23 protein-coding genes are annotated in these 24,251 nt (G+C 51.2%); 21 read left to right on the forward strand and 2 right to left on the reverse strand.

The window, feature by feature from the left end; translation table 11 throughout:
• The first annotated feature begins 381 nt into the window (after positions 1-381).
• The 19 genes from rpsB (at position 382) to tilS (ending at position 22,070) form a co-directional block, all read left to right on the forward strand.
• Positions 382-1,107, forward strand: coding sequence for a 30S ribosomal protein S2 (gene rpsB, locus GTPT_RS06045; RefSeq protein ID WP_029990214.1), 726 nt, complete (start codon positions 382-384; stop codon positions 1,105-1,107).
• A 197-nt stretch (positions 1,108-1,304) separates the two neighbouring features.
• Entirely contained in the window at positions 1,305-2,156 is an 852-nt protein-coding gene (tsf, locus tag GTPT_RS06050; protein WP_025901288.1) for a translation elongation factor Ts, read from the forward strand.
• A 163-nt stretch (positions 2,157-2,319) separates the two neighbouring features.
• Positions 2,320-3,045: a UMP kinase gene (gene pyrH, locus GTPT_RS06055; RefSeq protein ID WP_025901289.1), complete on the forward strand. Its 726-nt coding sequence runs from the start codon at positions 2,320-2,322 to the stop codon at positions 3,043-3,045.
• A gap of 144 nt (positions 3,046-3,189) precedes the next feature.
• The gene (gene frr / locus GTPT_RS06060; RefSeq protein ID WP_025901290.1) at positions 3,190-3,747 is read left to right on the forward strand and encodes a ribosome recycling factor; all 558 of its coding nucleotides are present in this window, start codon (positions 3,190-3,192) and stop codon (positions 3,745-3,747) included.
• A gap of 132 nt (positions 3,748-3,879) precedes the next feature.
• A complete protein-coding gene (gene ispC, locus GTPT_RS06065) occupies positions 3,880-5,073 on the forward strand; it encodes a 1-deoxy-D-xylulose-5-phosphate reductoisomerase (protein ID WP_025901291.1) in 1,194 nt (397 codons plus the stop codon).
• 170 nt (positions 5,074-5,243) lie between these two features.
• Positions 5,244-5,996, forward strand: coding sequence for a (2E,6E)-farnesyl-diphosphate-specific ditrans,polycis-undecaprenyl-diphosphate synthase (ispU, locus tag GTPT_RS06070; protein WP_038011053.1), 753 nt, complete (start codon positions 5,244-5,246; stop codon positions 5,994-5,996).
• A gap of 18 nt (positions 5,997-6,014) precedes the next feature.
• Positions 6,015-6,872 (forward strand): phosphatidate cytidylyltransferase, encoded by an 858-nt coding sequence (gene cdsA / locus GTPT_RS06075; protein WP_029990212.1) that lies wholly within the window; start codon positions 6,015-6,017, stop codon positions 6,870-6,872.
• A gap of 12 nt (positions 6,873-6,884) precedes the next feature.
• Positions 6,885-8,237, forward strand: a complete 1,353-nt coding sequence (rseP, locus tag GTPT_RS06080; RefSeq protein WP_025901294.1) for a sigma E protease regulator RseP — start codon at positions 6,885-6,887, stop codon at positions 8,235-8,237.
• A gap of 49 nt (positions 8,238-8,286) precedes the next feature.
• Positions 8,287-10,701 (forward strand): outer membrane protein assembly factor BamA, encoded by a 2,415-nt coding sequence (bamA, locus tag GTPT_RS06085; protein WP_029990210.1) that lies wholly within the window; start codon positions 8,287-8,289, stop codon positions 10,699-10,701.
• A 110-nt stretch (positions 10,702-10,811) separates the two neighbouring features.
• On the forward strand, positions 10,812-11,312 hold the full coding sequence (gene skp / locus GTPT_RS06090; protein ID WP_025901296.1) for a molecular chaperone Skp: 501 nt from the start codon (positions 10,812-10,814) through the stop codon (positions 11,310-11,312).
• Positions 11,313-11,315: 3 nt separating this feature from the next.
• Entirely contained in the window at positions 11,316-12,341 is a 1,026-nt protein-coding gene (lpxD, locus tag GTPT_RS06095) for a UDP-3-O-(3-hydroxymyristoyl)glucosamine N-acyltransferase (protein ID WP_029990209.1), read from the forward strand.
• 166 nt (positions 12,342-12,507) lie between these two features.
• Positions 12,508-12,963, forward strand: a complete 456-nt coding sequence (fabZ, locus tag GTPT_RS06100) for a 3-hydroxyacyl-ACP dehydratase FabZ (RefSeq protein ID WP_025901298.1) — start codon at positions 12,508-12,510, stop codon at positions 12,961-12,963.
• Between the two features lies 1 nt (position 12,964).
• Positions 12,965-13,753 (forward strand): acyl-ACP--UDP-N-acetylglucosamine O-acyltransferase, encoded by a 789-nt coding sequence (lpxA, locus tag GTPT_RS06105; RefSeq protein ID WP_025901299.1) that lies wholly within the window; start codon positions 12,965-12,967, stop codon positions 13,751-13,753.
• 3 nt (positions 13,754-13,756) lie between these two features.
• Positions 13,757-14,902 (forward strand): lipid-A-disaccharide synthase, encoded by a 1,146-nt coding sequence (gene lpxB / locus GTPT_RS06110; RefSeq protein ID WP_025901300.1) that lies wholly within the window; start codon positions 13,757-13,759, stop codon positions 14,900-14,902.
• The gene (gene rnhB / locus GTPT_RS06115) at positions 14,899-15,507 is read left to right on the forward strand and encodes a ribonuclease HII (protein WP_029990207.1); all 609 of its coding nucleotides are present in this window, start codon (positions 14,899-14,901) and stop codon (positions 15,505-15,507) included. Before lpxB ends, rnhB begins: the two co-directional genes overlap by 4 nt.
• A 36-nt stretch (positions 15,508-15,543) precedes the next feature.
• Positions 15,544-19,026, forward strand: coding sequence for a DNA polymerase III subunit alpha (gene dnaE, locus GTPT_RS06120; protein WP_029990206.1), 3,483 nt, complete (start codon positions 15,544-15,546; stop codon positions 19,024-19,026).
• Positions 19,027-19,038: 12 nt separating this feature from the next.
• Positions 19,039-19,998, forward strand: a complete 960-nt coding sequence (gene accA / locus GTPT_RS06125) for an acetyl-CoA carboxylase carboxyl transferase subunit alpha (RefSeq protein WP_025901303.1) — start codon at positions 19,039-19,041, stop codon at positions 19,996-19,998.
• 128 nt (positions 19,999-20,126) lie between these two features.
• Positions 20,127-20,519 carry a VOC family protein gene (locus tag GTPT_RS06130; RefSeq protein ID WP_038011057.1) on the forward strand — a complete coding sequence of 131 codons (393 nt, stop codon included), beginning with the start codon at positions 20,127-20,129 and terminating at the stop codon, positions 20,517-20,519.
• Between the two features lie 234 nt (positions 20,520-20,753).
• On the forward strand, positions 20,754-22,070 hold the full coding sequence (tilS, locus tag GTPT_RS06135) for a tRNA lysidine(34) synthetase TilS (protein ID WP_029990205.1): 1,317 nt from the start codon (positions 20,754-20,756) through the stop codon (positions 22,068-22,070).
• A 53-nt stretch (positions 22,071-22,123) separates the two neighbouring features.
• Here tilS and rof read toward each other — a convergent pair whose 3' ends face one another.
• Complete coding sequence (gene rof, locus GTPT_RS06140; RefSeq protein WP_029990204.1) at positions 22,124-22,384, reverse strand: Rho-binding antiterminator; 261 nt, start codon at positions 22,382-22,384, stop codon at positions 22,124-22,126.
• A 346-nt stretch (positions 22,385-22,730) separates the two neighbouring features.
• On the opposite strand from rof, the gene GTPT_RS06145 reads away from it, so the two are divergent.
• Positions 22,731-23,276 (forward strand): YaeQ family protein, encoded by a 546-nt coding sequence (locus GTPT_RS06145; RefSeq protein ID WP_029990202.1) that lies wholly within the window; start codon positions 22,731-22,733, stop codon positions 23,274-23,276.
• Positions 23,273-23,692 (forward strand): alternative ribosome rescue aminoacyl-tRNA hydrolase ArfB, encoded by a 420-nt coding sequence (gene arfB / locus GTPT_RS06150; RefSeq protein WP_025901308.1) that lies wholly within the window; start codon positions 23,273-23,275, stop codon positions 23,690-23,692. Before GTPT_RS06145 ends, arfB begins: the two co-directional genes overlap by 4 nt.
• Before the next feature lie 25 nt (positions 23,693-23,717).
• Here arfB and GTPT_RS06155 read toward each other — a convergent pair whose 3' ends face one another.
• Entirely contained in the window at positions 23,718-24,230 is a 513-nt protein-coding gene (locus GTPT_RS06155; protein ID WP_025901309.1) for a GNAT family N-acetyltransferase, read from the reverse strand.
• Positions 24,231-24,251 lie beyond the last annotated feature (21 nt).

Genomic DNA, 24,251 nt, shown 5'->3' on the forward strand with positions numbered 1-24,251 from the left:
TTGCAGCCAGTCAGTACCGGCAAACGAAAGAATTTATACGTGCGCTATGTTAACAGTCAGCAAAACCGCTGCCAACGTTAATCACCCGTCATGGGTTTTGTACAGGGCGCAGAAATTTTAACCGTTGCCGGTAACAATGATTGCCGCTGAGGGGGGATTTGTGGTATAAAACGCGCCGACGAATCCAGGCTCACCCTTGCGGGGGCCGGAAAGTTTCATTCTCATTATGTGAAAAGGCAGTGTACAGCGTTACGCATTGCGTGACAGGTACAGACTGACCAAAACACACATGTATCGACACATACTCCGGGGTGCCTTATACAGGTCGGTAGTATGGGATACATGGAGGCTCAACCCCAACATATATTTTTAGAGGTAATCATGGCTACTGTTTCCATGCGCGATATGCTTAAGGCCGGTGTTCACTTTGGTCACCAGACCCGTTACTGGAACCCAAAAATGAAACCATTCATCTTTGGTGCTCGTAACAAAGTTCACATCATCAACCTTGAGCAGACTGTGCCAATGTTTAACGACGCTCTGGCTGAGTTAAGCAAGATCTCTTCCCGTAAAGGTAAGATCCTGTTCGTTGGTACCAAACGCGCTGCAAGCGAAGCTATCAAAGAATCTGCGCTGAACTGCGATCAGTTCTTTGTTAACCACCGTTGGTTAGGTGGTATGCTGACTAACTGGAAAACTGTTCGTCAGTCAATCAAACGTCTGAAAGATCTGGAATCTCAGTCTCAGGACGGTACTTTTGATAAACTGACCAAGAAAGAAGCTCTGATGCGTACCCGTGAACTGGCTAAGCTGGAAAACAGCCTGGGTGGTATCAAAGACATGGGCGGCCTGCCTGATGCTCTGTTTGTCATCGATGCTGACCACGAGCACATCGCAATCAAAGAAGCAAACAACCTGGGTATCCCGGTATTTGCTATCGTTGATACTAACTCTGATCCGGATGGCGTTGATTTCGTTATCCCTGGTAACGACGATGCGATCCGTGCAGTAAGCCTGTACCTGAATGCAGCTGCAGCAGCTGTCCGCGAAGGTCGTTCTCAGGACCTGGCTGAACAGGCTGAAGAAGTGTCTTTAGAAAACGTCTGATAAGGACTGCTCTGTCAAAGAGCCCTTAGCGTCAGATGTGATCTGCAAGGGGCCGCTTCAGGCCCCTTTTATTATTTTAAAATTCGTTGAGCCTGAATCCGTTCGGCTGGACGAAGTAAAATATCCTGCGAAATGATGCTGTTTATAATTACCTGCGGGTAAGAATGAACAGATCACAGTTAACCGAGGACTTAAGAATGGCTGACATTACCGCTGCTCTGGTAAAAGAACTGCGCGAGCGTACTGGCGCTGGCATGATGGAATGTAAAAAAGCGCTGGTTGAAGCTAACGGTGACATCGAACTGGCTATCGACAACATGCGTAAAAATGGTCAGGCAAAAGCGGCGAAGAAATCTGGTCGCGTTGCTGCTGAAGGTGTGATCCTGACCCACGTTGAAGGTAACGCCGGGATCATCGTTGAGCTGAACTGCGAAACTGACTTCGTTGCTAAAGATGCTGGCTTCCTGGCGTTCGGTCAGGACGTTCTGGCTGCAGCTGTTGCTGACAAAATCACTGACGTTGATGTCCTGAAAGCGAAATTTGAAGAGCAGCGTACTGCGCTGGTTGCCAAAATCGGTGAAAACATCAACATCCGTCGTGTTGCCCGCCTGGAAGGTGACGTTGTAGGTTCATACCTGCACGGTGCACGTATCGGTGTTCTGGTTTCTGCCACCGGTGCTGATGAAGAGCTGGTTAAACACATTGCAATGCACATCGCTGCAAGCAAGCCGGAATATGTTAAGCCTGAAGATGTTCCTGCGGACGTGGTTGCTCGTGAGCACCAGATCCAGCTGGACATCGCAATGCAGTCTGGTAAGCCACGTGAAATCGCAGAAAAAATGGTTTCTGGTCGCATGAACAAGTTCACCGGTGAAGTTTCACTGACTGGTCAGAACTTTGTTATGGATCCATCCAAAACTGTGGGTCAGCTGCTGAAAGAAAAAGGCGCTGACGTCATTAACTTTATCCGCTTCGAAGTGGGTGAAGGTATCGAGAAAGTTGAGTCTGATTTTGCTGCTGAAGTTGCAGCAATGTCCAAACAGTCTTAATGCTCTGCAGGAACCGCCAGAACGGCGGTTCTTTTTTGCCTGCTGATGTGACCCCGGCAGGCAATTTTTCAGCTTCATCCCTATAGTATTTCGAGAAAACAGAGCGGATTATAGACGCGATTTCTCTCTTCTTTATTCACTCATGCTCCAGGAATTAATGATCATGGCGACCAACGCAAAACCGGTATATCAACGTATCCTTCTGAAACTGAGCGGAGAAGCCCTGCAGGGTGCTGAAGGTTTTGGCATTGATGCCAGCATTCTTGACCGCATGGCGCAGGAAGTGAAAGAGCTGGTTGAGTTAGGCATACAGGTCGGCGTCGTGATTGGCGGCGGTAACCTGTTTCGGGGTGCCGGACTGGCAAAAGCCGGAATGAACCGTGTTGTTGGTGACCATATGGGGATGTTAGCCACAGTGATGAACGGTCTGGCGATGCGTGATGCATTGCACCGTGCCTATGTGAATGCCCGTCTGATGTCGGCCATTCCTTTGAATGGCGTCTGTGATAACTACAGCTGGGCTGAAGCTATCAGTCTGCTTCGTAATAACCGGGTGGTAATCTTCTCTGCCGGAACCGGTAACCCGTTCTTTACCACTGATTCTGCTGCCTGTCTGCGCGGCATTGAAATCGAAGCGGATGTGGTATTGAAAGCCACGAAAGTTGACGGTGTCTATTCTGCCGACCCGGTCACCAATCCTGATGCCACGCTACACGAAAAATTAAGCTATCAGGATGTGCTTGAGCGGGAGTTAAAGGTGATGGACCTTGCTGCCTTTACTCTGGCTCGCGACCATAACTTACCTATCCGCGTGTTTAATATGAATAAGCCAGGCGCATTACGCCGCGTAGTGATGGGTGAGAAAGAAGGCACTCTGATAGGGCAGTAATCCCTGTCGGCATAATTTAAAATAAGGTATATTCTGACCAACGCTGGTGAGTTATCGGCGAAGTCTGGCTGATGATGACAGGCCCCGTTCTGCTCAAATCAGAAGCAGAAACATCAGGTCAAAACGAATCCAAGGGTTTTTATTGTGATTAACGATATTAAAAAAGATGCTGAAGTACGCATGGAAAAATGCGTAGAAGCCTTTAAAAATACAATAGGCAAAGTGCGTACCGGACGTGCCTCTCCTACACTGCTGGATGGCATTGTCGTCGAATATTATGGTACTCCGACACCTTTACGCCAGCTGGCTAACGTGACTGTTGAAGATTCACGCACACTGAAAATCAATGTGTTTGATCGTTCTTTAGGTCCTGCCGTAGAAAAAGCCATCATGGCGTCAGACTTAGGTTTAAACCCGAGTTCAGCCGGTACGGATATTCGTGTTCCTCTGCCTCCTCTGACGGAAGAGCGCCGTAAAGATCTGATTAAAATCGTTCGCGGTGAAGCAGAGCAGGGACGTGTGTCTGTACGTAATGTCCGTCGTGATGCGAACGATAAAGTCAAAGCATTACTGAAAGACAAAGAAATCAGTGAAGATGATGAGCGTCGTGCACAGGATGAAATCCAGAAGATGACCGATGCTTCAATCAAAAAAGTAGATGCCGCATTAACTGAGAAAGAAACGGAGTTAATGGAGTTTTAATCTCAGTGCAGCTACCGGTAAAACGCCGCGGAGAAAGACATAGTCTATGGCTTTCTTTCGCGGCGTTTTACATTGCTAAGCGCTCTGCCCAAAGTCATATTTTTACCCCCTTAATTTTTGATGGACATATTGATGAAACGTCTGACGTTACTCGGGTCAACTGGCTCTATCGGAACCAGTACGTTGTCTGTGGTGCGGGAAAACCCTGAACAATACCAGGTGACTGCTCTTGTCGCGGGAAATAACGCCGCGTTAATGGCGACCCAGTGCAGTGAATTCAGGCCCGCTTACGCCGCAATGGCGACGGAAGCCGCTGCCAGTGAATTGCGTGAACGACTGAAAGCATTGAAGGTTGATACTGAAGTGCTCTCCGGCGTTCAGGCCGCCTGTGAACTGGCCGCATTACCGGAAGTGGATCACGTGATGGCAGCCATTGTCGGTGCCTCCGGCTTGTTACCCACACTTTCGGCCATACGTGCAGGTAAAAGGGTACTGCTGGCGAATAAAGAATCGTTGGTGACCTGTGGCGGACTGTTTATGGAGGAGGTCCGGCGTTCCGGGGCTTGTCTGATGCCTGTCGACAGTGAACATAATGCCATTTTTCAGAGTTTGCCTGCTGTTATACAACAGCAATTAGGGTACGCTGATCTGCGTAATAGTGGCGTTGATTCCGTTATTCTGACCGGCTCCGGCGGCCCTTTTCGGGATGTGCCGCTGACCGGACTCTCCTCAATGACACCGGCGCAAGCGTGTGCCCACCCGAACTGGTCAATGGGAAGAAAAATATCGGTTGATTCGGCCACTATGATGAATAAAGGTCTTGAATACATTGAAGCTCGCTGGCTATTTAACGCGACTGATTCGCAAATGGAAGTGGTGATCCACCCGCAGTCCGTTATCCACTCAATGGTGCGCTATTGTGATGGCAGCGTACTGGCCCAGTTAGGCTCTCCTGATATGCGTACACCCATCGCTCATTCCATGGCATGGCCCGACAGAATACCAGCCTCGGTGAAGCCCCTGGATTTTACCAGGCTCGGAGCCCTGACATTCCTGGCGCCGGACTACCAACGTTATCCTTGCCTGAAGCTGGCAATAGACGCCTGTGCTGCAGGGCAGGCGGCGACCACCGCACTGAATGCAGCTAATGAGATAGCGGTTGAGGCATTTCTTAACGGGCGTATCCGCTTTACGGATATTGCTGCACTCAACCATCAGGTACTGGAAACTGTACAGTTTGCGGAACCGGATAGCGTGGAGTCGGTCATGGAGATTGACGAGCAGACTCGCCGGATCACGGGCGATCTGCTGGCGACGTTGCAATAGCGGGTTTGTTAAGCTGCTATTTGTCCGAATCAGGCGAAAATGGTATAGTCGCATGCTGATATTTCAGAGGTGTGCAGGGGCTTTTACCGGCCTCACTGGTGAAAGATTTTTGCGAGCAGAAAGTATTCAGAGATATCTGGCTCTCTGATGAAAGGAATTTAATACGCATTATGTCGTCCCAATATCAACAAAACACTCCTGACACATACAGGGCGCTGCCGCGGCACGTTGCTATCATCATGGATGGTAACGGGCGCTGGGCGAAAAACCAGGGAAAGTTACGTATATCGGGACACAGGGCCGGAGCTAAGGCTGTCAGGCGTGCGGTAAAATTCGCTGTCACCTGTGAGATGGAAGCTCTGACCCTGTATGCATTCAGTAGTGAAAACTGGAATCGTCCTGAACAGGAGGTTTCTGCACTGATGGAACTCTTCGTCTGGGCGCTCGACAGCGAAGTGAAAAGCCTGCATAAAAACAACGTTCGTCTGAAAATCATCGGTGATGTACAACGTTTTAGTCCGCGTATTCAGGAGCGTATCCGTAGTGCGGAGTCTCTGACAGCTCAGAATACCGGTTTGACGTTAAATATTGCTGCAAACTATGGCGGCCGCTGGGATATCATTGATGGTGTCCGGCAACTGGCGAGTAAAGTACAGCAGGGGCAATTATGCCCTGAAGATATCACGGAAGAAATGCTGGGAGAGCAGCTCTGCTTATGTCATCTGTCTCCGGTTGATTTAGTGATAAGGACTGGGGGAGAACATCGGATCAGTAATTTTCTGTTGTGGCAGGTTGCTTATGCAGAGTTTTACTTTAGTGATGTTCTCTGGCCCGATTTCGATGAACAAGTATTTCAGGGTGCGCTGGATGCCTTCTCTCAACGAGAGCGCCGGTTTGGTGGCGCAGCACCCGATGGCGAATAAATGGACCGGGGGTAACCTTTGTTAAAGTCACGTTTGATTACCGCGATGATACTGATACCGCTGGTAATCATTGCATTATTTTGGTTACCGCCGATCGGTTTCAAAATTATCGTTCTGGTTATCTGCATGCTGGCCGCCTGGGAATGGGGGCAGTTTGCAGGGTTTATGCAAACCGGCCAACGGGTATGGGTTGCCGTACTTTTTGGTCTGCTCCTTTCCTTGATGATATTTTCTCTGCCGTCTTACCAGAGTGATATTCATCAACCTCCGGTGGCACTCTCCTTATGGGTTTCCCTGAGCTGGTGGACAGTGGCTCTGTTGCTGGTTCTGTTTTATCCGGCATCTGCCTCTCTTTGGCGTCAATCCCGCTTCCTCCGTCTGGCCTTTGGCGCACTGACGCTGGTGCCTTTCTTTTGGGGAATGATAGCGCTGCGCCAGTATCACTATAACAGTGATCACTTTGCCGGGGCCTGGTGGCTGCTGTTTGTTATGTTGCTGGTGTGGGGGGCGGATTCCGGGGCTTATATGTTCGGTAAACTCTTCGGCCGTCACAAACTGGCCCCGAAAGTTTCTCCGGGCAAAACCTGGGAAGGTTTTGCCGGTGGCCTGATTTCTTCTGCGATTATTGCGTGGGTATTTTCCCTGCTGGCGCCCTTGACGGTGGACAGTCGTACTTTGCTGATTTGCGCGATTATTGCTACGCTGGCTTCTGTGCTGGGTGATCTGACCGAAAGCATGTTCAAGCGTGAAGCCGGTATTAAAGACAGCGGTAACCTTATTCCCGGGCATGGCGGTATCCTTGACAGAATCGACAGCCTGACCGCCGCGATCCCTGTTTTTGCCTGTTTATTGCTTTTGGTTTTCCATGTAGCTTAAGGATGTGTCGTGATGGGCAGCATACTCTGGAGTCTTGGCGCATTCGTAGTGGCACTGGGGATTTTGATTACCGTCCACGAATTCGGCCATTTTTGGGTCGCACGTCGTTGCGGGGTCTGGGTCGAGCGTTTCTCTATCGGCTTCGGGCCTGCCTTGTGGCGTAAAAAAGACAAACAGGGCACGGAGTATGTACTCGCATTAATCCCTCTGGGTGGATATGTCAAAATGCTGGATGAGCGGGCAGGGGAGGTTCCTGCGGCCAGGCTGCATGAAGCATTTACCCGGAAAACCCTCTCTCAGCGAGCGGCTATTGTGGCTGCTGGTCCTGTCGCTAACTTTATTTTCGCGTTGTTTGCCTACTGGCTGGTTTTTATGCATGGTGTCCCTGGCATAAAGCCAGTAACCGGCGAAATAATCAACAATTCGATTGCTCAGCAAGCGCAAATTCAGCCCGGAATGGAACTTAAAGCGATTGATGGTATCGAAACGCCTGACTGGGATGCTGTTCGTATGGCATTGATGGGGAAAATAGGCGACAGTGGCGTCAATATTACCCTTGAAACTTTCGGACAATCAGTGACCGTGGAGAAACACCTGGACTTGCATCACTGGGTCTTTGACCCGGAAAAGCAGGATCCCGTGTTATCTTTAGGGATTGTCCCTAAAGGCCCGGTGATTGAAACCACGCTTGCAGAAGTGCAAAAAAGTTCACCTGCGGCACTGGCAGGTTTGCAAGCCGGAGACAGGATCGTTAAAGTCGACGGTGAACCCGCTGTGAACTGGCAAATGTTTGTGGCCGGGGTCAGAGATAATCCCGGGAAACCTTTAACGTTGGACGTTGAGCGTGAAGGGGATATCCGGACATTAACGCTGACACCGTCGGTGAAAACAGTCGGTCAGAAAGAAGAGGGATTCGCCGGGGTTATCCCCCGCGTTCAACCGCTTCCTGATCAATATAAAACCTTACGGCAATATGGCCCTGTCGTTGCCATCGGCGAAGCAGGTGTAAAAACCTGGCAGCTAGTGAAACTGACAGCGTCAATGCTGGGGAAATTAGTAACCGGTGATATTAAGCTGAAAAATCTCAGTGGGCCGATTTCTATAGCGCAGGGCGCAGGGATATCGGCTGAATACGGAGTGATATACTATTTGATGTTTTTGGCGTTGATTAGTGTCAATCTGGGGATAATCAATCTTGTCCCGTTACCGGTGTTAGATGGTGGGCATTTGCTTTTCCTGTTGATTGAGAAGATCAAAGGTGGACCAGTGTCTGAGCGAGTTCAGGACTTCAGTTATCGCATTGGCTCTATTGCGCTGGTGTTATTAATGGGGCTTGCACTTTTCAATGATTTCTCACGTTTGTAGATAACGGAATTCTGCGAACGGGGATGTGTTAGGAACACGCATAATAACGATGGCGATGAAAAAGTTGCTCATAGCGTCGCTGCTGTTTAGCAGCGCCACCGTGTACGGTGCAGACAATTTCGTGGTGAAAGATATTCATTTCGAAGGGCTGCAGCGAGTTGCCGTCGGGGCGGCCTTGCTTAGCATGCCTGTTCGTGTTGGCGATACGGTGAATGATGAAGATATCAGTAATACTATCCGTTCACTGTTTGCCACCGGTAATTTCGACGACGTTCAGGTACTGCGTGAAGGCGGTGACCTGATTGTTAAGGTGAAAGAACGTCCGACGATTGCCAGTATTACTTTCTCAGGAAATAAATCGGTAAAAGACGATCAGCTGAAACAGAACCTGGAAGCCTCCGGGGTGCGTGTCGGTGATGCGCTTGATCGTACGACCATCTCCTCAATCGAAAAGGGCCTGGAAGATTTCTACTACAGCGTGGGTAAATACTCCGCCAGTGTGAAAGCGATTGTTACGCCTCTGCCCCGAAACCGTGTGGACCTGAAACTGGTCTTTACGGAAGGCGTATCGGCAAAAATTCAGCAAATTAACATTGTTGGTAATAAAGCCTTCAGTTCTGATGAGCTGCTTTCCCACTTCCAGTTACGGGATGAAGTGCCCTGGTGGAACGTGGTTGCTGATCGTAAGTATCAGAAACAGAAACTGGCCGGAGACCTTGAGACGTTACGGAGTTTCTATCTGGATCGCGGTTATGCCCGCTTTAACATTGATTCGACGCAGGTCAGCCTGACGCCGGACAAAAAAGGCATTTATATTACGGTTAACATTACCGAAGGCAGTCAGTACAAGATAGCCGGTGTGGTAGTAAACGGTGATATGGCCGGGCATTCTGCAGAGATCGAAAATCTGGCGAAGATCCCGCCGGGTGAGTTATACAGCGGTGCGAAGGTGACGGCTATCGAAGACAGCATTAAAAAGCTGTTAGGTAACTATGGCTATGCGTATCCGCGGGTAATGACCCAACCGGAAATTAACGATAAAGATAAGACGGTTAAACTGCACGTTAGTGTGGATGCCGGCAATCGTTATTATGTTCGCAAAATTATTTTCCGCGGCAATGATACGTCCAAAGATTCTGTGCTGCGCCGTGAAATGCGTCAGATGGAAGGCGCGTGGCTGGGCAGTAATCTGGTCGAACAGGGCAAAGATCGTCTGAACCGTACCGGTTATTTTGATAGCGTTGATGTCGATACTCAGCGTGTTCCGGGCTCACCGGATCAGGTCGATGTCATTTATAACGTCAAAGAGCGTAATACCGGTACGTTTAATATCGGTGTCGGCTACGGTACGGAAAGTGGTGTCAGCTTCCAGGTTGGCGTTACCCAGGATAACTGGATGGGTACCGGTAATACGGTTGGTATCAGTGGTACCAAAAACGATTACCAGACCTACGCCGAACTGTCGATGACGGACCCGTACTTCACCGTGGATGGCGTTAGCCTCGGCGGACGTGTGTTCTATAACGACTTTAAGGCTGATGATGCCGACCTGTCCGATTATACGAATCGCAGCTACGGTACAGACGGTACACTGGGCTTCCCGGTAAATGAGAATAATACCCTTCGTGTTGGTTTAGGTTATGTGCACAATGACCTGTCTGACATGCAGCCTCAGATAGCGATGTGGCGTTATTTCGACTCCATGGGTAAACATCTGTCATGGGATAATGATGACAGTAATTACTCCTCGGACGATTTCACCTTTAACTATGGCTGGACCTATAACACCCTGGATCGCGGATTCTTCCCGACCGACGGTAACCGGACCAACCTGAACGGTAAAATCACTATTCCGGGTTCAGATAACGAGTACTACAAAATGACGCTGGACTCCCAGCAGTACGTGCCGCTAAACAATGACCGTACCTGGGTGTTATTAGGCAGAGGTCGTCTGGGTTATGGCGATGGTCTGGGCGGTAAAGAAATGCCGTTCTATGAAAACTTCTATGCCGGGGGGTCAAGCACCGTCCGTGGCTTCCGCTCGAATACTATCGGGCCGAAAGCAATCTATAGAAATTATGGTACCGATTCAAACTGCGGAACCAGTACTTCGCAATATTGTAAGTCTGATGATGCCGTCGGTGGTAATGCAATGGCAGTAGCCAGCCTGGAGCTGATTACGCCAACGCCGTTCGTCAGTGAGAAATATGCGAATTCTCTGCGTACGTCCCTGTTTGTTGATGCAGGCTCGGTATGGGATACTGACTGGCAGAATACGTCAGAAACAGAAGCATTAGGTGTCCCTGACTACAGCAAGCCTGGCAATATCCGTGTTTCCAGTGGTGTTTCACTGCAATGGATGTCGCCTCTGGGACCATTGGTGTTCTCATATGCCCAGCCAATCAAGAAATATTCCGGCGACAAGGCAGAGCAGTTCCAGTTCAACATCGGTAATACGTTTTAACGCGTTACCCGTAGCATGTTAAAAAATTGCACAACAGGGGTGTTTAACACCGCTGTTGTTTGCAAAAACAGTGTCTTTAAGACACAAACGGTGATGGTAAGGAGTTTATAGTGAAAAAGTTGTTATGTGCCGCAGGTCTTGGTCTCGCTCTGGCTGCTTCTTCTGTGGCTGCGCAGGCCGCTGACAAAATTGCAGTCGTCAATGTGTCCAGCATTTTTCAGCAAATGCCTCAGCGTGCTGCAGTTGCCCGCCAGCTGCAAAATGAGTTCAAGGGTCGTGCAACTGATTTGCAGACTCAGGAACGCGCGCTTCAGGCACAGATGCAGAACTTTCAACGTAATGCTTCTACGATGAAAGCGAGCGATCGTGCCCGTACCGAAAAAGAACTGATGACTCAGCGCGAAAGTTTTTCTGAAAAAGCCCAGGCTTTTGAACAGGACAATAATCGCCGTCAGTCTGAAGAGCGTAATAAATTACTGAGCCGTATTCAGGATGCAGTGAAAAAAGTCGCCAGCAGTGAAGGTTATGATGTTGTGATCGACTCTAACGCTGTGGCGTATGCTGCGGATGCGAAAGACATTACTGCTGACGTGTTGAAACAGGTTAAATAATTGATGTCATCTATTCGACTGGCTGATTTAGCGCAGCAGTTAGATGCAGAATTGCACGGAGATGGCGATATTGCCATCTCCGGCATTGCTTCTATGCAATCCGCAACAAGCGGAAAAATAACTTTCCTGGCCAACAGTCGTTACCGCGAGCAGCTTGCGCATTGTAAAGCCGATGCTGTGGTGCTGACGGAAGCGGATCTGGAGTGGTGCCAAAGTGCAGCACTGGTTGTGAAAGACCCTTATCTGACCTATGCGCGTATGGCGCAGCTTCTGGATACGACCCCATCGCCTGCCGAGAATATCGGCCCGGGTGCGGTTGTCTCTCCACAGGCCCGGCTGGGTGCTAATGTGGCTATCGGGGCGAATGCTGTTATCGAATCCGGTGCAGAACTGGGTGATAACGTCGTGATAGGGGCGGGTTGTTTTGTCGGTAAAAAAACGCGGATTGGAGCGGGTACCCGGCTGTGGGCTAACGTTTCTGTTTATCATGAAGTGGTTATCGGCGAAAATTGTCTGGTGCAGTCAGGGACGGTGATCGGGGCTGATGGCTTCGGTTATGCCAATGATCGCGGCAATTGGGTGAAGATACCGCAACTTGGTTCGGTGGTTATCGGTGACCGGGTAGAGATTGGTGCCTGTACGACTATCGACCGCGGGGCGCTGGATAATACCCAAATCGGTAACGGAGTTATCATCGATAACCAATGTCAGATTGCGCACAATGTCATAATTGGCGACAATACGGCAGTTGCCGGTGGTGTGATTATGGCGGGAAGCCTGAAAATTGGCCGTTACTGCATGATTGGTGGCGCCAGTGTAATCAATGGTCATATGGAAATTTGTGATAAAGTAACGGTCACCGGAATGGGGATGGTCATGCGGCCTATCACTGAACCGGGGGTCTATTCTTCAGGGATACCGTTGCAGGCAAACAAAGCCTGGCGTAAGACCGCGGCCCTGGTCATGAATATCGATGATATGAACAAACGCCTGAAAGCTATCGAGCGTAAAACCGGTAAAGATAACTAACCATAACTTAACCGGTAAGAGTCACGGAATATCCCGGAGCAGTACATCCGGTTCCATGGCTCTTCGTGCTGATCCGACACTTTTATATTTGCGACCTGCGATGTATCAATTGATCATGCAGGTCGTGTTATTATTGATAACAGATTTTTAGGACAGGAAGAGTATTTTGACTACTGAAATACATACTCTGCAAATTGAAGAGATTCTGGAACTGCTGCCACACCGCTATCCGTTTTTACTGGTTGATCGTGTTCTGGATTTTGAACCACACAAATATTTGCGGGCCGTTAAAAACGTGACTGTGAATGAGCCTTTCTTTCAGGGGCATTTCCCGGGTAAACCGATTTTTCCTGGTGTGTTAATCCTGGAAGCGATGGCTCAGGCTACCGGCATCCTGGCGTTTAAAAGCGTAGGTAAACTGGAACCCGGCGAGCTGTACTACTTCGCAGGGATTGATAGTGCACGTTTCAAACGTCCTGTCGTTCCGGGAGACCAGATGGTGATGGAAGTGACTTTTGAAAAAACCCGTCGTGGTTTGACGCGTTTCAGCGGTGTTGCTACAGTCGATGGCAAAGTTGTTTGTGAAGCAACAATGATGTGTGCCCGTAGCCGGGAGTCATAACGTGATTGATAAAACCGCCAGCATCCACCCCTCTTCTGTCATTGAAGAGGGCGCAATTATCGGACCCGGAGTCCGTATCGGACCGTTCTGCGTCATCGGCCCCAATGTTGAGATTGGTGAAGGCACTGTCCTGAACTCTCATATTGTCATTAACGGACATACGCGCATTGGTAAAGAGAACGAGATCTACCAGTTTGCTTCTATCGGTGAAGTGAACCAGGATCTGAAATACGCGAAAGAAGAGACCCGTGTTGTCATCGGCGATCGCAACCGTATTCGTGAGAGTGTGACCATTCATCGCGGAACGGCTCAGGGTGGCGGTGTGACGGTTGTCGGCAGTGATAATCTGCTGATGGTGAATACTCATATTGCCCATGACTGTCAGATTGGTAACCGCTGTATCTTTGCGAATAATGCAACCCTGGCCGGTCATGTGACGGTTGATGACTTTGCGATTATTGGCGGGATGACGGCAGTCCATCAGTGGTGCACCATCGGTGCTCATGTCATGGTCGGCGGTTGTTCCGGGGTGGCTCAGGACGTTCCTCCTTATGTTATTGCTCAGGGGAATCACGCCACACCGTTCGGTATTAATATTGAAGGTCTGAAACGCCGTGGTTTCAGTAAAGAAGCGCTGCATGCCATCCGTAATGCTTATAAGCTTCTGTATCGCAGTGGTAAAACCCTGGATGAAGTGAAGCCAGAGATTGAAGCCCTGGCGCAAGCTCATGCTGAAGTCCGGCCTTTCTATGATTTCTTCGCCCGTTCTACCCGTGGGCTTATCCGGTAACGAATGGCGATGCGTCCACTGACTGTTGCACTTATCGCCGGAGAAACCTCCGGCGATATTCTTGGTGCAGGCCTTATCCGGGCTCTTAAAGCAAAACATCCTGATATCCGCTTTGTGGGTGTTGCCGGCCCCCTGATGCAGGCGGAAGGTTGTGAAGCATGGTATGAGATGGAAGAACTGGCGGTGATGGGGATTGTTGAAGTCCTTGGCCGTCTTCCCCGTTTGCTGAAAATCCGCCGGGATCTGACCCAACGACTCACTGCGCTCCGGCCGGATGTCTTTGTCGGAATCGATGCGCCGGATTTCAATATTCCGCTGGAAGGACGCCTGAAACGCGCAGGTATCCGGACCATTCATTATGTCAGCCCGTCAGTCTGGGCATGGCGGCAGAAGCGGGTATTTAAAATTGGTCGTAACACCGATCTGGTACTGGCCTTCCTGCCCTTTGAAAAAGCCTTCTACGATAAATTTCAGGTGCCATGCCGTTTTATCGGCCATACAATGGCCGACAGTATTCCTCTGCAACCTGATAAACACGCGGCCCGGGCACGTCTGTCCCTCTCTCCTGATGCCCTCTGCCTTGCATTATTACCGGGCAGCAGAAAAGCCGAAGTTGAGATGCTGAGTGCCGATTTCCTGAAAGCTGCGCAATTACTGCGGCAGACCTATCCGGCACTGGAAATCGTAGTTCCGATGGTCAATACCCGTCGTCGCGCGCAGTTTGAAGCGATTAAAGCTGAGGTCGCACCTGAACTGGTATTACACCTGACGGATGGGCAAGCTCGTGATGTCATGATAGCCAGTGATGCGGCTATCCTGGCCTCCGGGACCGCAGCCCTCGAGTGCATGCTGGCGAAATGTCCGATGGTAGTGGGGTATCGTATGAAACCTTTCACTTTCTGGCTGGCGAAGCGACTGGTAAAAACAGAATGGGTATCGTTACCGAATCTGTTAGCCGGAAAAGAACTGGTGCGGGAATTGCTACAGGATGAATGTCAGCCTGAGCTGCTTGCCCGGGCACTGGATCCGCTGCTTCATCAGGGGCCGGAGAGAACGGCACTGCTGGAAACGTTTGCTGAAATGCATCAACAGATCCGCTGGAACGCGGATGAACAGGCAGCACAGGCTGTGCTGGAGTTAACACAATGAGTTCTTTTATCTACCCGCTGGCACACTGTATTGCCGGTGTGGATGAAGTCGGGCGCGGGCCGCTGGTCGGTGCCGTGGTGACCGCTGCGGTTATTCTGGATCCCGAACAGCCCATTCAGGGGCTGGCAGATTCCAAGAAACTGACCGAAAAGCGCCGCTTAGCGTTGTACGACGAAATTAAAGAGAAAGCGTTATGCTGGAGTCTCGGACGGGCTGAGCCTGAAGAGATAGACCAGCTGAATATCCTGCATGCAACCATGCTGGCGATGCAGCGCGCTGTTGCCGGACTGAGTGTCCGGCCTGATATGGTGCTGATTGATGGTAACCGTTGTCCCGCGTTACCGATGGCAGCGCAGTCGGTGGTAAAAGGGGATAGCCTGGTGGCAGAAATCAGTGCCGCGTCTATCCTGGCTAAAGTAACCCGTGACCAGGAAATGGCAGAGCTGGACACGTTATTTCCGGAATATGGCTTTGCTAAGCATAAAGGCTACCCGACACCTTACCACCTGGAAAAACTGGCGCTATTAGGTGCAACACCTTTCCATCGTCGCAGTTTTGCCCCGGTCCGGCGAGTGACAGATACCACCCCGGTTGCCGGAAAATAACACTCAGACAGTTTACATCGTAATCCCGGAACCCTTATGGCTGAACCCCGTTTTATTCATCTGCACGTACATAGCGACTATTCCATGATCGATGGACTGGCGAAGACGGGGGCGTTGGTCAAAAAAGCCGCTTCACTGAATATGCCGGCGCTGGCCATCACTGATTTCACCAACCTTTGCGGGCTGGTGAAATTTTACGGTTCAGCGCATGGCGCCGGTATAAAACCGATTATTGGCGCAGACTTCCGCGTTGCCAGTGATCTTATGGGGGATGAGCTCACCTTCCTGACCGTTCTGGCCAGTGATAATACCGGTTATCAGAACCTGACCTTACTGATCTCTAAAGCCTATCAACGGGGATACGGCCTGCAGGGGCCGACCATTGATCGCGACTGGCTGACTGAACTGAGCGAAGGTTTGATTCTGCTTTCCGGCGGGCGTAAAGGCGATGTTGGCCGCAGCCTGCTGCGCGGTAACAATGCGTTAGTCCACGAGTGCCTCGCATTCTATCAGCAGTATTTCCCTGACCGTTATTATCTCGAGTTACATCGCACCGGTCGTCCTGATGAAGAAGAATATCTGCATCGGGCGATTGAATTAGCCCGGGAACAGGATATTCCTGTTGTTGCCACGAATGATGTCTGCTTTCTGAGTGAAACCGATTTTGATGCGCATGAAATCCGTGTCGCTATTCACGATGGTTACACACTGGACGATCCTAAGCGTCCCCGCCTGTACAGCGCGCAGCAATATTTGCGTACTGAAGACGAAATGTGTGAATTGTTCTCCGATATTCCCGAAGCTCTGGAGAACAGTGTCGAGATTGCTCGTCGCTGTAATGTCACGGTGCGTCTGGGGGAATATTTTCTGCCGCAATTCCCGACAGGGGATATGAGCACAGAGGATTTCCTGGTTGCCAGTTCCCGCCAGGGGCTGGAAGAGCGACTGGAGTTCCTGTTTCCGGACCCGGAAGTACGTAAGGCAAAGCGCCCGGCCTATGATGAACGTCTGCAGATAGAGCTCGACGTTATCAACCAGATGGGATTCCCCGGATACTTCCTGATAGTGATGGAGTTTATCCAGTGGTCCAAGGATAACGGCGTGCCTGTGGGGCCTGGCAGGGGATCCGGTGCCGGCTCCTTAGTCGCTTATGCACTGAAAATTACGGACCTCGATCCGCTGGAATTTGACCTGCTGTTCGAACGTTTCCTGAACCCCGAACGTGTTTCTATGCCTGACTTTGACGTCGATTTCTGCATGGAAAAGAGGGACCTGGTCATCGATCACGTGGCCGAGATGTACGGCCGTGAAGCCGTTTCACAGATCATCACCTTCGGTACGATGGCGGCGAAAGCGGTTATTCGTGATGTCGGACGTGTATTGGGACATCCTTACGGTTTTGTTGACCGCATTTCCAAACTGGTGCCGCCCGATCCCGGCATGACCCTGGAAAAAGCGTTTGCAGCAGAGCCGCAGCTTCCTGAAATTTATGAAGCCGATGAGGAAGTGAAAGCCCTTATCGATATGGCCCGTAAGCTAGAAGGGGTGACCCGTAATGCCGGTAAACATGCCGGAGGCGTGGTTATCGCACCGACCAAAATTACTGACTTTGCCCCGCTGTACTGCGATGAGCTGGGTCAGCATCCGGTCACTCAGTTTGATAAAAATGATGTCGAATATGCAGGGCTGGTGAAGTTCGACTTCCTCGGCCTGCGTACCCTGACTATCATTAACTGGGCATTAGAGATGATCAATGCCCGGCGGGAAAAGCAAGGCGAACCGCCTATCGATATTGCGTCTATCCCGCTGGAAGATAAGAAAAGTTTCGACATGCTGCAGCGGGCGGAAACCACCGCGGTATTCCAGCTTGAATCCCGCGGTATGAAAGACCTGATTAAACGCCTGAAGCCTGACTGTTTCGAAGATATGATAGCCCTGGTGGCATTGTTCCGTCCGGGGCCGTTGCAGTCCGGAATGGTAGATAACTTTATCGACCGTAAGCACGGGCGTGAGGCCATTTCCTATCCGGATATTCAGTGGCAACATGAATCACTGCAACCGGTGCTTGAGCCGACCTATGGTATTATCCTCTACCAGGAACAGGTTATGCAGATAGCCCAGGTGCTGGCGGGTTATACCCTGGGCGGGGCAGATATGCTGCGCCGTGCCATGGGGAAAAAGAAACCGGAAGAGATGGCCAAGCAGCGCTCGGTATTCCGTGATGGTGCAGAGAGTATGGGCATCGACGGCGAACTGTCGATGAAGATCTTCGACCTGGTGGAAAAGTTCGCCGGGTATGGATTTAACAAATCCCACTCCGCAGCCTACGCACTGGTCTCCTATCAGACCCTGTGGCTGAAAGCACATTATCCGGCGGAATTTATGGCGGCGGTAATGACGGCTGACATGGATAATACCGAGAAAGTCGTCGGGCTGGTGGATGAATGCTGGCGAATGGGGCTGAAAGTATTACCTCCGGATATCAACTCTGGCCTGTATCCGTTCCATGTGAATGATGAGGGCGAGATAGTTTATGGTATCGGCGCAATCAAAGGTGTTGGCGAAGGTCCGATAGAAGCTATCCTTGAAGCAAGAAACAAGGGCGGATATTTCAGGGAGCTGTTTGATCTCTGTGCCAGAACCGATATTAAAAAAATAAATCGCCGGGTGATGGAAAAACTGATAATGTCCGGGGCCTTTGATCGGCTAGGCCCGCACCGGGCGGCATTGATGAGTTCGCTGAACGATGCGCTTAAAGCCGCGGATCAGCATGCTAAGGCTGAGGCAATCGGGCAGGCCGATATGTTTGGTGTGCTCGCCGACGAACCGGAGCAGGTAGAACAGTCGTATGCCAGTGTATTACCGTGGCCGGAACAGGTTCGTCTGGATGGTGAGCGGGAGACGCTGGGGCTGTATCTGACCGGCCATCCGATCACTCAATATCTGAAAGAAATTGAGCGATATGCCGGGGGGACACGTCTGAAAGATATGCACCCGACAGATCGTGGTAAGATAACAGTGGCTGCCGGGTTAGTTTTGGCAGCACGTGTTATGGTGACCAAGCGTGGTAACCGTATTGGCATCTGTACTCTGGATGACCGTTCAGGGCGTCTTGAGGTTATGCTGTTTACTGATGCCCTTGATAAATACCAGCATTTGCTGGAAAAAGATCGTATTCTGATCGTCAGCGGACAGGTCAGCTTTGATGATTTCAGTGGCGGGCTTAAAATGACCGCCAGGGAAATTATGGATATCGATGAAGCGCGTGAAAAGTATGCACGCGGTCTTGCTATCTCGCTGACGGACAGGCAAATTGATGACCAGCTTTTAAACCGTCTCCGTCAGTCCCTGGAACCGTACCGTTCGGGGACCATTCCGGTACATCTCTACTATCAGAGAGAGGATGCTCGGGCAAGGTTGCGCTTTGGTGCATCGTGGCGAATCTCGCCCAGTGATCGTCTGCTCAACGATTTGCGTTTATTGATAGGGTCGGAGCAGGTGGAACTGGAGTTTGACTAAAACAGGAACATTATGAGTCTTAATTACCTGGATTTTGAACAACCAATTGCAGAACTTGAAGCGAAAATTGATTCGCTGAAATCCATTGGTCGTCAGGATGAAAAACATGATATTAATCTGGACGAGGAAATTCAGCGTCTGCGTGAGAAAAGCGTAGAACTGACACGCAAAATTTTCTCTGACCTGGGAGCCTGGCAGGTGGCACAGCTTGCCCGTCATCCTATGCGTCCTTATACCCTGGATTATATTCGTCATGCCTTTGAAGATTTTGATGAACTGGCCGGAGACCGTGCTTATGCCGATGATAAAGCTATCGTTGGCGGAATTGCCCGGTTAGAAGGGCGTCCGGTGATGATTATTGGTCATCAGAAAGGACGTGAAACCAAAGAAAAAATTCGTCGTAACTTTGGGATGCCGGCACCGGAAGGTTACCGTAAGGCACTGCGCCTGATGGAAATGGCCGAGCGTTTTAAAATGCCGGTACTGACCTTTATCGATACGCCGGGAGCTTATCCGGGCGTGGGTGCGGAAGAGCGTGGTCAGTCAGAGGCGATTGCACGTAACTTGCGTGAAATGTCCGGCCTGACTGTCCCGGTGATCTGTACCGTCATTGGTGAAGGTGGCTCAGGGGGCGCTCTGGCTATCGGGGTGGGTGATAAAGTGAATATGCTGCAATACAGCACCTATTCTGTTATCTCTCCTGAAGGCTGTGCCTCCATTTTGTGGAAGAGTGCAGATAAAGCGCCTCTGGCTGCCGATGCGATGGGTATTATCGCCTCGCGCCTGAAAGAGCTGGAACTGATAGATACCGTGATCCCTGAACCTCTGGGCGGCGCACACCGTCATCCGGAAACGATGGCACAGTCTCTGAAACAGCAATTGCTGGCAGACCTGGCAGAACTGGACGCATTAACCGGAGATGAACTGCTTAACCGCCGTTATCAGCGTTTAATGAATTACGGTTATGCCTGATCATCATCGATGACAGTGAAGGTCGCCTGCGGGCGGCCTTTTTTATACCTGCCATTCAGGGGACCTTGTTCCGGGGGAATAAGTCGGTTAGCGTAGAGTGGCAACATCCCTGACTTCGCGGAGAAAAAATGCTGCCGGGACTTAAAGGAATTCATCATATAGCGATTATCGCTTCAGATTATCAGAAGAGCCGGCATTTTTACTGCACAGTGCTGGGGCTGACGTTACTCGAAGAGACTTATCGCGCAGACAGGGACTCCTGGAAAGCCGATTTGGCACTGGAGGGGCACTATGCCATCGAGCTGTTCTCTTTCCCGTCACCGCCTGCCCGTCCGAACTATCCGGAGGCCACCGGTTTGCGTCACCTGGCTTTCAGTGTTGAAAATCTCCGGCAAGCGGTGATCGCACTGGAACAACAAGGCGTAAGCTGTGAGCCGATCCGAACGGATGAATTAACCGGGAAGTCCTTTACCTTCTTCGCCGACCCCGATGGATTACCCCTCGAACTGTATCAGTTATAGACGCGGATATTCCGGCGTGGGGCGCAGCCCGTGGGCATAGCGCAGGACAGACACGTGATTATCATAAGCTATGCTCCGTTGGATCCGGGACGCGGATGGCCGGGTTCAGGCAGCATGATACTGTTCAGGAATAGCGACCCGTCGTCAAAGCCGTTTATTCTCTCTGCTACTTGAATGCCGGTATCTTTCCCGCTAACGTGCCGGTTATTCTCTTTGCTGTGAATATCATAGATTATGAGCCAGACAACAGTGTTACCTGAAACGTTATCACTGCAGGGCTATGACCGCTTACTGGTGGCTTTCAGTGGCGGTATGGACTCTGCGGTACTGCTCCATATGCTCGCCGGATTACGTCAGACGAAAGGGCTTACCCTGCGGGCGGTACATATACATCATGGTATCAGCCGGTATGCCGATGACTGGCAACAGCATTGCCAGCAGGTCTGTGACGACCTGGCAATCCCTTTACTGGTCAGAAAGGTGACACTGTGTACGGAAGGCCGGGGAATCGAAGCCGCCGCCAGGGAGGCACGCTATACGGCATTTTCTGAGCTACTGCAGCCCGGGGAAGCACTGGTCACCGCGCATCATCAGGATGATCAATGTGAAACCTTATTGCTGGCGCTGAAACGGGGTAGCGGGCCTGCCGGGTTGTCAGCCATGCCGCCGGTCCTCCGGTTTGGCTCAGCGGTATTACTCAGACCGTTACTTCCTTTCACCCGTCAGCAACTGGCTGCTTATGCCGCTCAATACCAGTTACACTGGGTGGAGGACGACAGTAATCAGGATACCGCCTACGACCGTAATTTTCTGCGTCTGAAGATCCTTCCTCAGCTTGAACAGCGCTGGCCCCGTTTTACGGCCGCCGTGACCCGAAGTGCGGAACTGTGCGGAGAGCAGGAAGCACTGCTGGATGAATTATTGCGTCCGGAACTTGATAACCTCATTACTAATGAGAAGGCGATCCCTGTCGGCCCATTAGCCGGATTCAGTGCCGTCAGGCGGGCGGCGATACTACGGCGCTGGCTGATGCACTGCGGTGCCCCCATGCCTTCACGCGATGCCCTGGCCCGGCTATGGCAGGAGATAGCCCTGAGTCGAGAGGATGCCAACCCGCGTCTGACCTTAGGAGAAGGGGAACTGAGGCGTTACGATCAGCATCTGTGGTGGGTCAGAGTGAAAGAAGGGCAGCGCCAGACCGTCCTTCACTGGTCAGACAGACAGACACCTCTGATTTTACCGGCCGGACTGGGCTGTTTAACCGCGGCAGAACAGGGGATAAAGTTACGCCTGCCGACCGCAGATGAGCGGTTATCGGTCAGGTTCACGGTACCGGGCAAGCTCTATATTGTCGGCCGGGATCGTGGCCGAAGCCTGAAAAAGATCTGGCAGGAATGTGGTATTCCCCCCTGGCGGCGAGAAACCACGCCGGTTCTGTTTTACAACGACGAGCCGGTTTGTGCGCCGGGAGTGTTTGTCACCCGATATGCGGAGCCGAAAGATCTGCCTGATGCAGACTGCTGGTGGCTGAACTGGACAGGGCAGGCTTGAAAGAGGCTCAAGGCTGGCGGAGAGGCAGCCCGCGGGCTGCCTTTTCAGGGGGATCAGCTTTCGCTGATGGTGACGGTACCGATTTCCGGGTGGCTGAAACTGACGATACTGTCCAGACGTAGCTCATGGGAGAGATTATTTTCATTCACAATCAGGTATTCCACATTTTTCCGGGATAACAGATCGCTGGCTTTCGCCTGAAGTGTTTCGCCGTTTTTCAGCTCAATAGTGAGTACCAGATGGTGCTGGCAGGCGAGTTCAAGGTTGTCATAATCATCGCAGTTGATGGGTTGATACGTATCGTTCATTGACATAGTCGCTCACCTTGATTGCTTAGCGGTTAACACCGCATAATCCCTGATTAGCCCACCTCTCCTTATTCCGGCGTACACCAGACCGGAGGATGAACTGCTGAACTGATCATCAGTACCTGGTTAGCGGGTTACTGGTAGCGTCTGCGTATTACCTCACAGCCAATCACCCTCTGCAAAAGCGCCTTCCGGTATCCCCGCTTACCTGTATTTGAGTGATCAGCCTAGTCTTCCGGCACGCCGATAGCAAGATCTGACTCAGCTTCAGGCTATCGACAGAAAATATAATCCTGTTTCATATCACCCCTGCCTTTCCGCTACAATAGGTGAATTCTGTACAGGAGGGGCAATGGCCTTAAAAGCGACTATTTATAAAGCATCGGTGAATATTGCCGATCTCGACCGGCAATATTTTTCAGATGTTCAGCTCACGCTGGCCCGACACCCTTCAGAAACCCGCGAGCGTATGATGTTGCGGCTGCTTGCGTGGGTGATTAATGCGGACGAACGATTACAGTTTACCAAAGGGCTGTCGGCCGACGAAGAGCCGGAAATCTGGTTGCATCACGATTACGGGACGGTCCGGCTCTGGATTGAACTGGGATTACCCGAAGAGCGTCGCCTTAAAAAAGCCTCGGCGATTGCTGACCAGGTGATCCTCTTTGCCTACAGTGAGCGGGCAGCCCGGGTATGGTGGCAGCAGAACAGTGATAAGCTGGCGGCGATAGGGAATCTATCCATCTGGTTTATTGATGACCAGCAACTGAACACCCTGAGTGAGTTTGCTGATCGTAATATGAGCCTGCAGGTCACCTTGCAGGAAGAGGTGATCTGGCTTTCCGGGGGGGATCGAAATACTGAATTACGTTTAACCCAATGGCAGGCAGCAAAATGATCGACATCGGCCGCGGAATTACCCTGGATCCTGAGGATATCCGGCTGAGTGCTATCCGGGCGCAGGGAGCAGGGGGACAGCATGTGAATAAAGCGTCGACGGCAGTCCATCTGCGCTTCGATATCAAAGCCTCACAGCTTCCTGAGCCGGTTCAGCAGAAGCTGTTACAGGTAAACCATCATCTGATCACGGCGGATGGGATAGTCGTGATCAAATCCCAGTCTTTCCGCAGTCAGGATAAAAACCGGACGGCCGCCATTGAACGGCTGGTGGATCTTATCCGCGAACTGATCCATGAAGAGGCCCCCCGGAAAGCGACCCGCCCGACACGGGCTTCCCGCATCAGGCGACTGCAATCGAAATCGCGTAATTCTGCCACTAAAAACCTGCGGGGTAAGGTACGGGATTTAGGCTAAAGGCAGCCCGGCCAGGGACGGGAAGTTATTCCGTCAGTAATTTGTAGTAATAGGTGGTACTTTCCATTTCCTCCTCATGATTCATCACAAACTGAGGGATTGTCCCGGCTTGCTGGTAACCGGATTGCTGATAGAGCAGGGAGGCAGCATCGCCGGTACGGGTATCCAGTACCAGCAGCGTCCGGCCGCTATTCCGGGCCAGTGTCTCAACAGAGTTCAGTAACTGGCGGGCTATGCCCTGCCGCCGGTAAGCGGTATGCACCATCAGCTTTTCAATATCAGCCCGATGCAGCCCGTTTTTCTTCCCGCAAAAGGCTATCTGAATCGCACCGGCTACCTGTTCCTGGTGCAAAGCTACCAGTAATCTCCGGGAACCTTCTTTCAGTGATGACTCAATACTTTCCCAGTAATTCTCCGCTTCCTTTGCTTCCAGCGGGCGGATAAAGCCGACTGACGCGCCGCTGTTTACACTATCGGTAAGCAGTGCAATTAATCCGTCCCTGCAGGTATCGGGGGTATCTGTCGTGATAATTTTCATGGGGATGGATCCCTGGCCTTG

It is taken from the genome of Tatumella ptyseos ATCC 33301 (assembly GCF_000735525.1).
Taxonomy (GTDB): domain Bacteria; phylum Pseudomonadota; class Gammaproteobacteria; order Enterobacterales; family Enterobacteriaceae; genus Tatumella; species Tatumella ptyseos.

What these genes read in the sequence shown, in the direction of transcription:
- bamA (WP_029990210.1), top strand. Translation starts at nt 8,287, where the DNA reads ATGGCGATGAAAAAGTTGCTCATAGCGTCGCTGCTGTTTAGCAGCGCC.
- rpsB (WP_029990214.1), top strand. Translation starts at nt 382, where the DNA reads ATGGCTACTGTTTCCATGCGCGATATGCTTAAGGCCGGTGTTCACTTT.
- rnhB (WP_029990207.1), top strand. Translation starts at nt 14,899, where the DNA reads ATGAGTTCTTTTATCTACCCGCTGGCACACTGTATTGCCGGTGTGGAT.
- ispC (WP_025901291.1), top strand. Translation starts at nt 3,880, where the DNA reads ATGAAACGTCTGACGTTACTCGGGTCAACTGGCTCTATCGGAACCAGT.
- tilS (WP_029990205.1), top strand. Translation starts at nt 20,754, where the DNA reads ATGAGCCAGACAACAGTGTTACCTGAAACGTTATCACTGCAGGGCTAT.
- rseP (WP_025901294.1), top strand. Translation starts at nt 6,885, where the DNA reads ATGGGCAGCATACTCTGGAGTCTTGGCGCATTCGTAGTGGCACTGGGG.
- GTPT_RS06155 (WP_025901309.1), bottom strand. Translation starts at nt 24,230, where the DNA reads ATGAAAATTATCACGACAGATACCCCCGATACCTGCAGGGACGGATTA.
- lpxB (WP_025901300.1), top strand. Translation starts at nt 13,757, where the DNA reads ATGGCGATGCGTCCACTGACTGTTGCACTTATCGCCGGAGAAACCTCC.
- lpxD (WP_029990209.1), top strand. Translation starts at nt 11,316, where the DNA reads ATGTCATCTATTCGACTGGCTGATTTAGCGCAGCAGTTAGATGCAGAA.
- pyrH (WP_025901289.1), top strand. Translation starts at nt 2,320, where the DNA reads ATGGCGACCAACGCAAAACCGGTATATCAACGTATCCTTCTGAAACTG.
- GTPT_RS06130 (WP_038011057.1), top strand. Translation starts at nt 20,127, where the DNA reads ATGCTGCCGGGACTTAAAGGAATTCATCATATAGCGATTATCGCTTCA.
- tsf (WP_025901288.1), top strand. Translation starts at nt 1,305, where the DNA reads ATGGCTGACATTACCGCTGCTCTGGTAAAAGAACTGCGCGAGCGTACT.
- GTPT_RS06145 (WP_029990202.1), top strand. Translation starts at nt 22,731, where the DNA reads ATGGCCTTAAAAGCGACTATTTATAAAGCATCGGTGAATATTGCCGAT.
- dnaE (WP_029990206.1), top strand. Translation starts at nt 15,544, where the DNA reads ATGGCTGAACCCCGTTTTATTCATCTGCACGTACATAGCGACTATTCC.
- ispU (WP_038011053.1), top strand. Translation starts at nt 5,244, where the DNA reads ATGTCGTCCCAATATCAACAAAACACTCCTGACACATACAGGGCGCTG.
- rof (WP_029990204.1), bottom strand. Translation starts at nt 22,384, where the DNA reads ATGTCAATGAACGATACGTATCAACCCATCAACTGCGATGATTATGAC.
- arfB (WP_025901308.1), top strand. Translation starts at nt 23,273, where the DNA reads ATGATCGACATCGGCCGCGGAATTACCCTGGATCCTGAGGATATCCGG.
- accA (WP_025901303.1), top strand. Translation starts at nt 19,039, where the DNA reads ATGAGTCTTAATTACCTGGATTTTGAACAACCAATTGCAGAACTTGAA.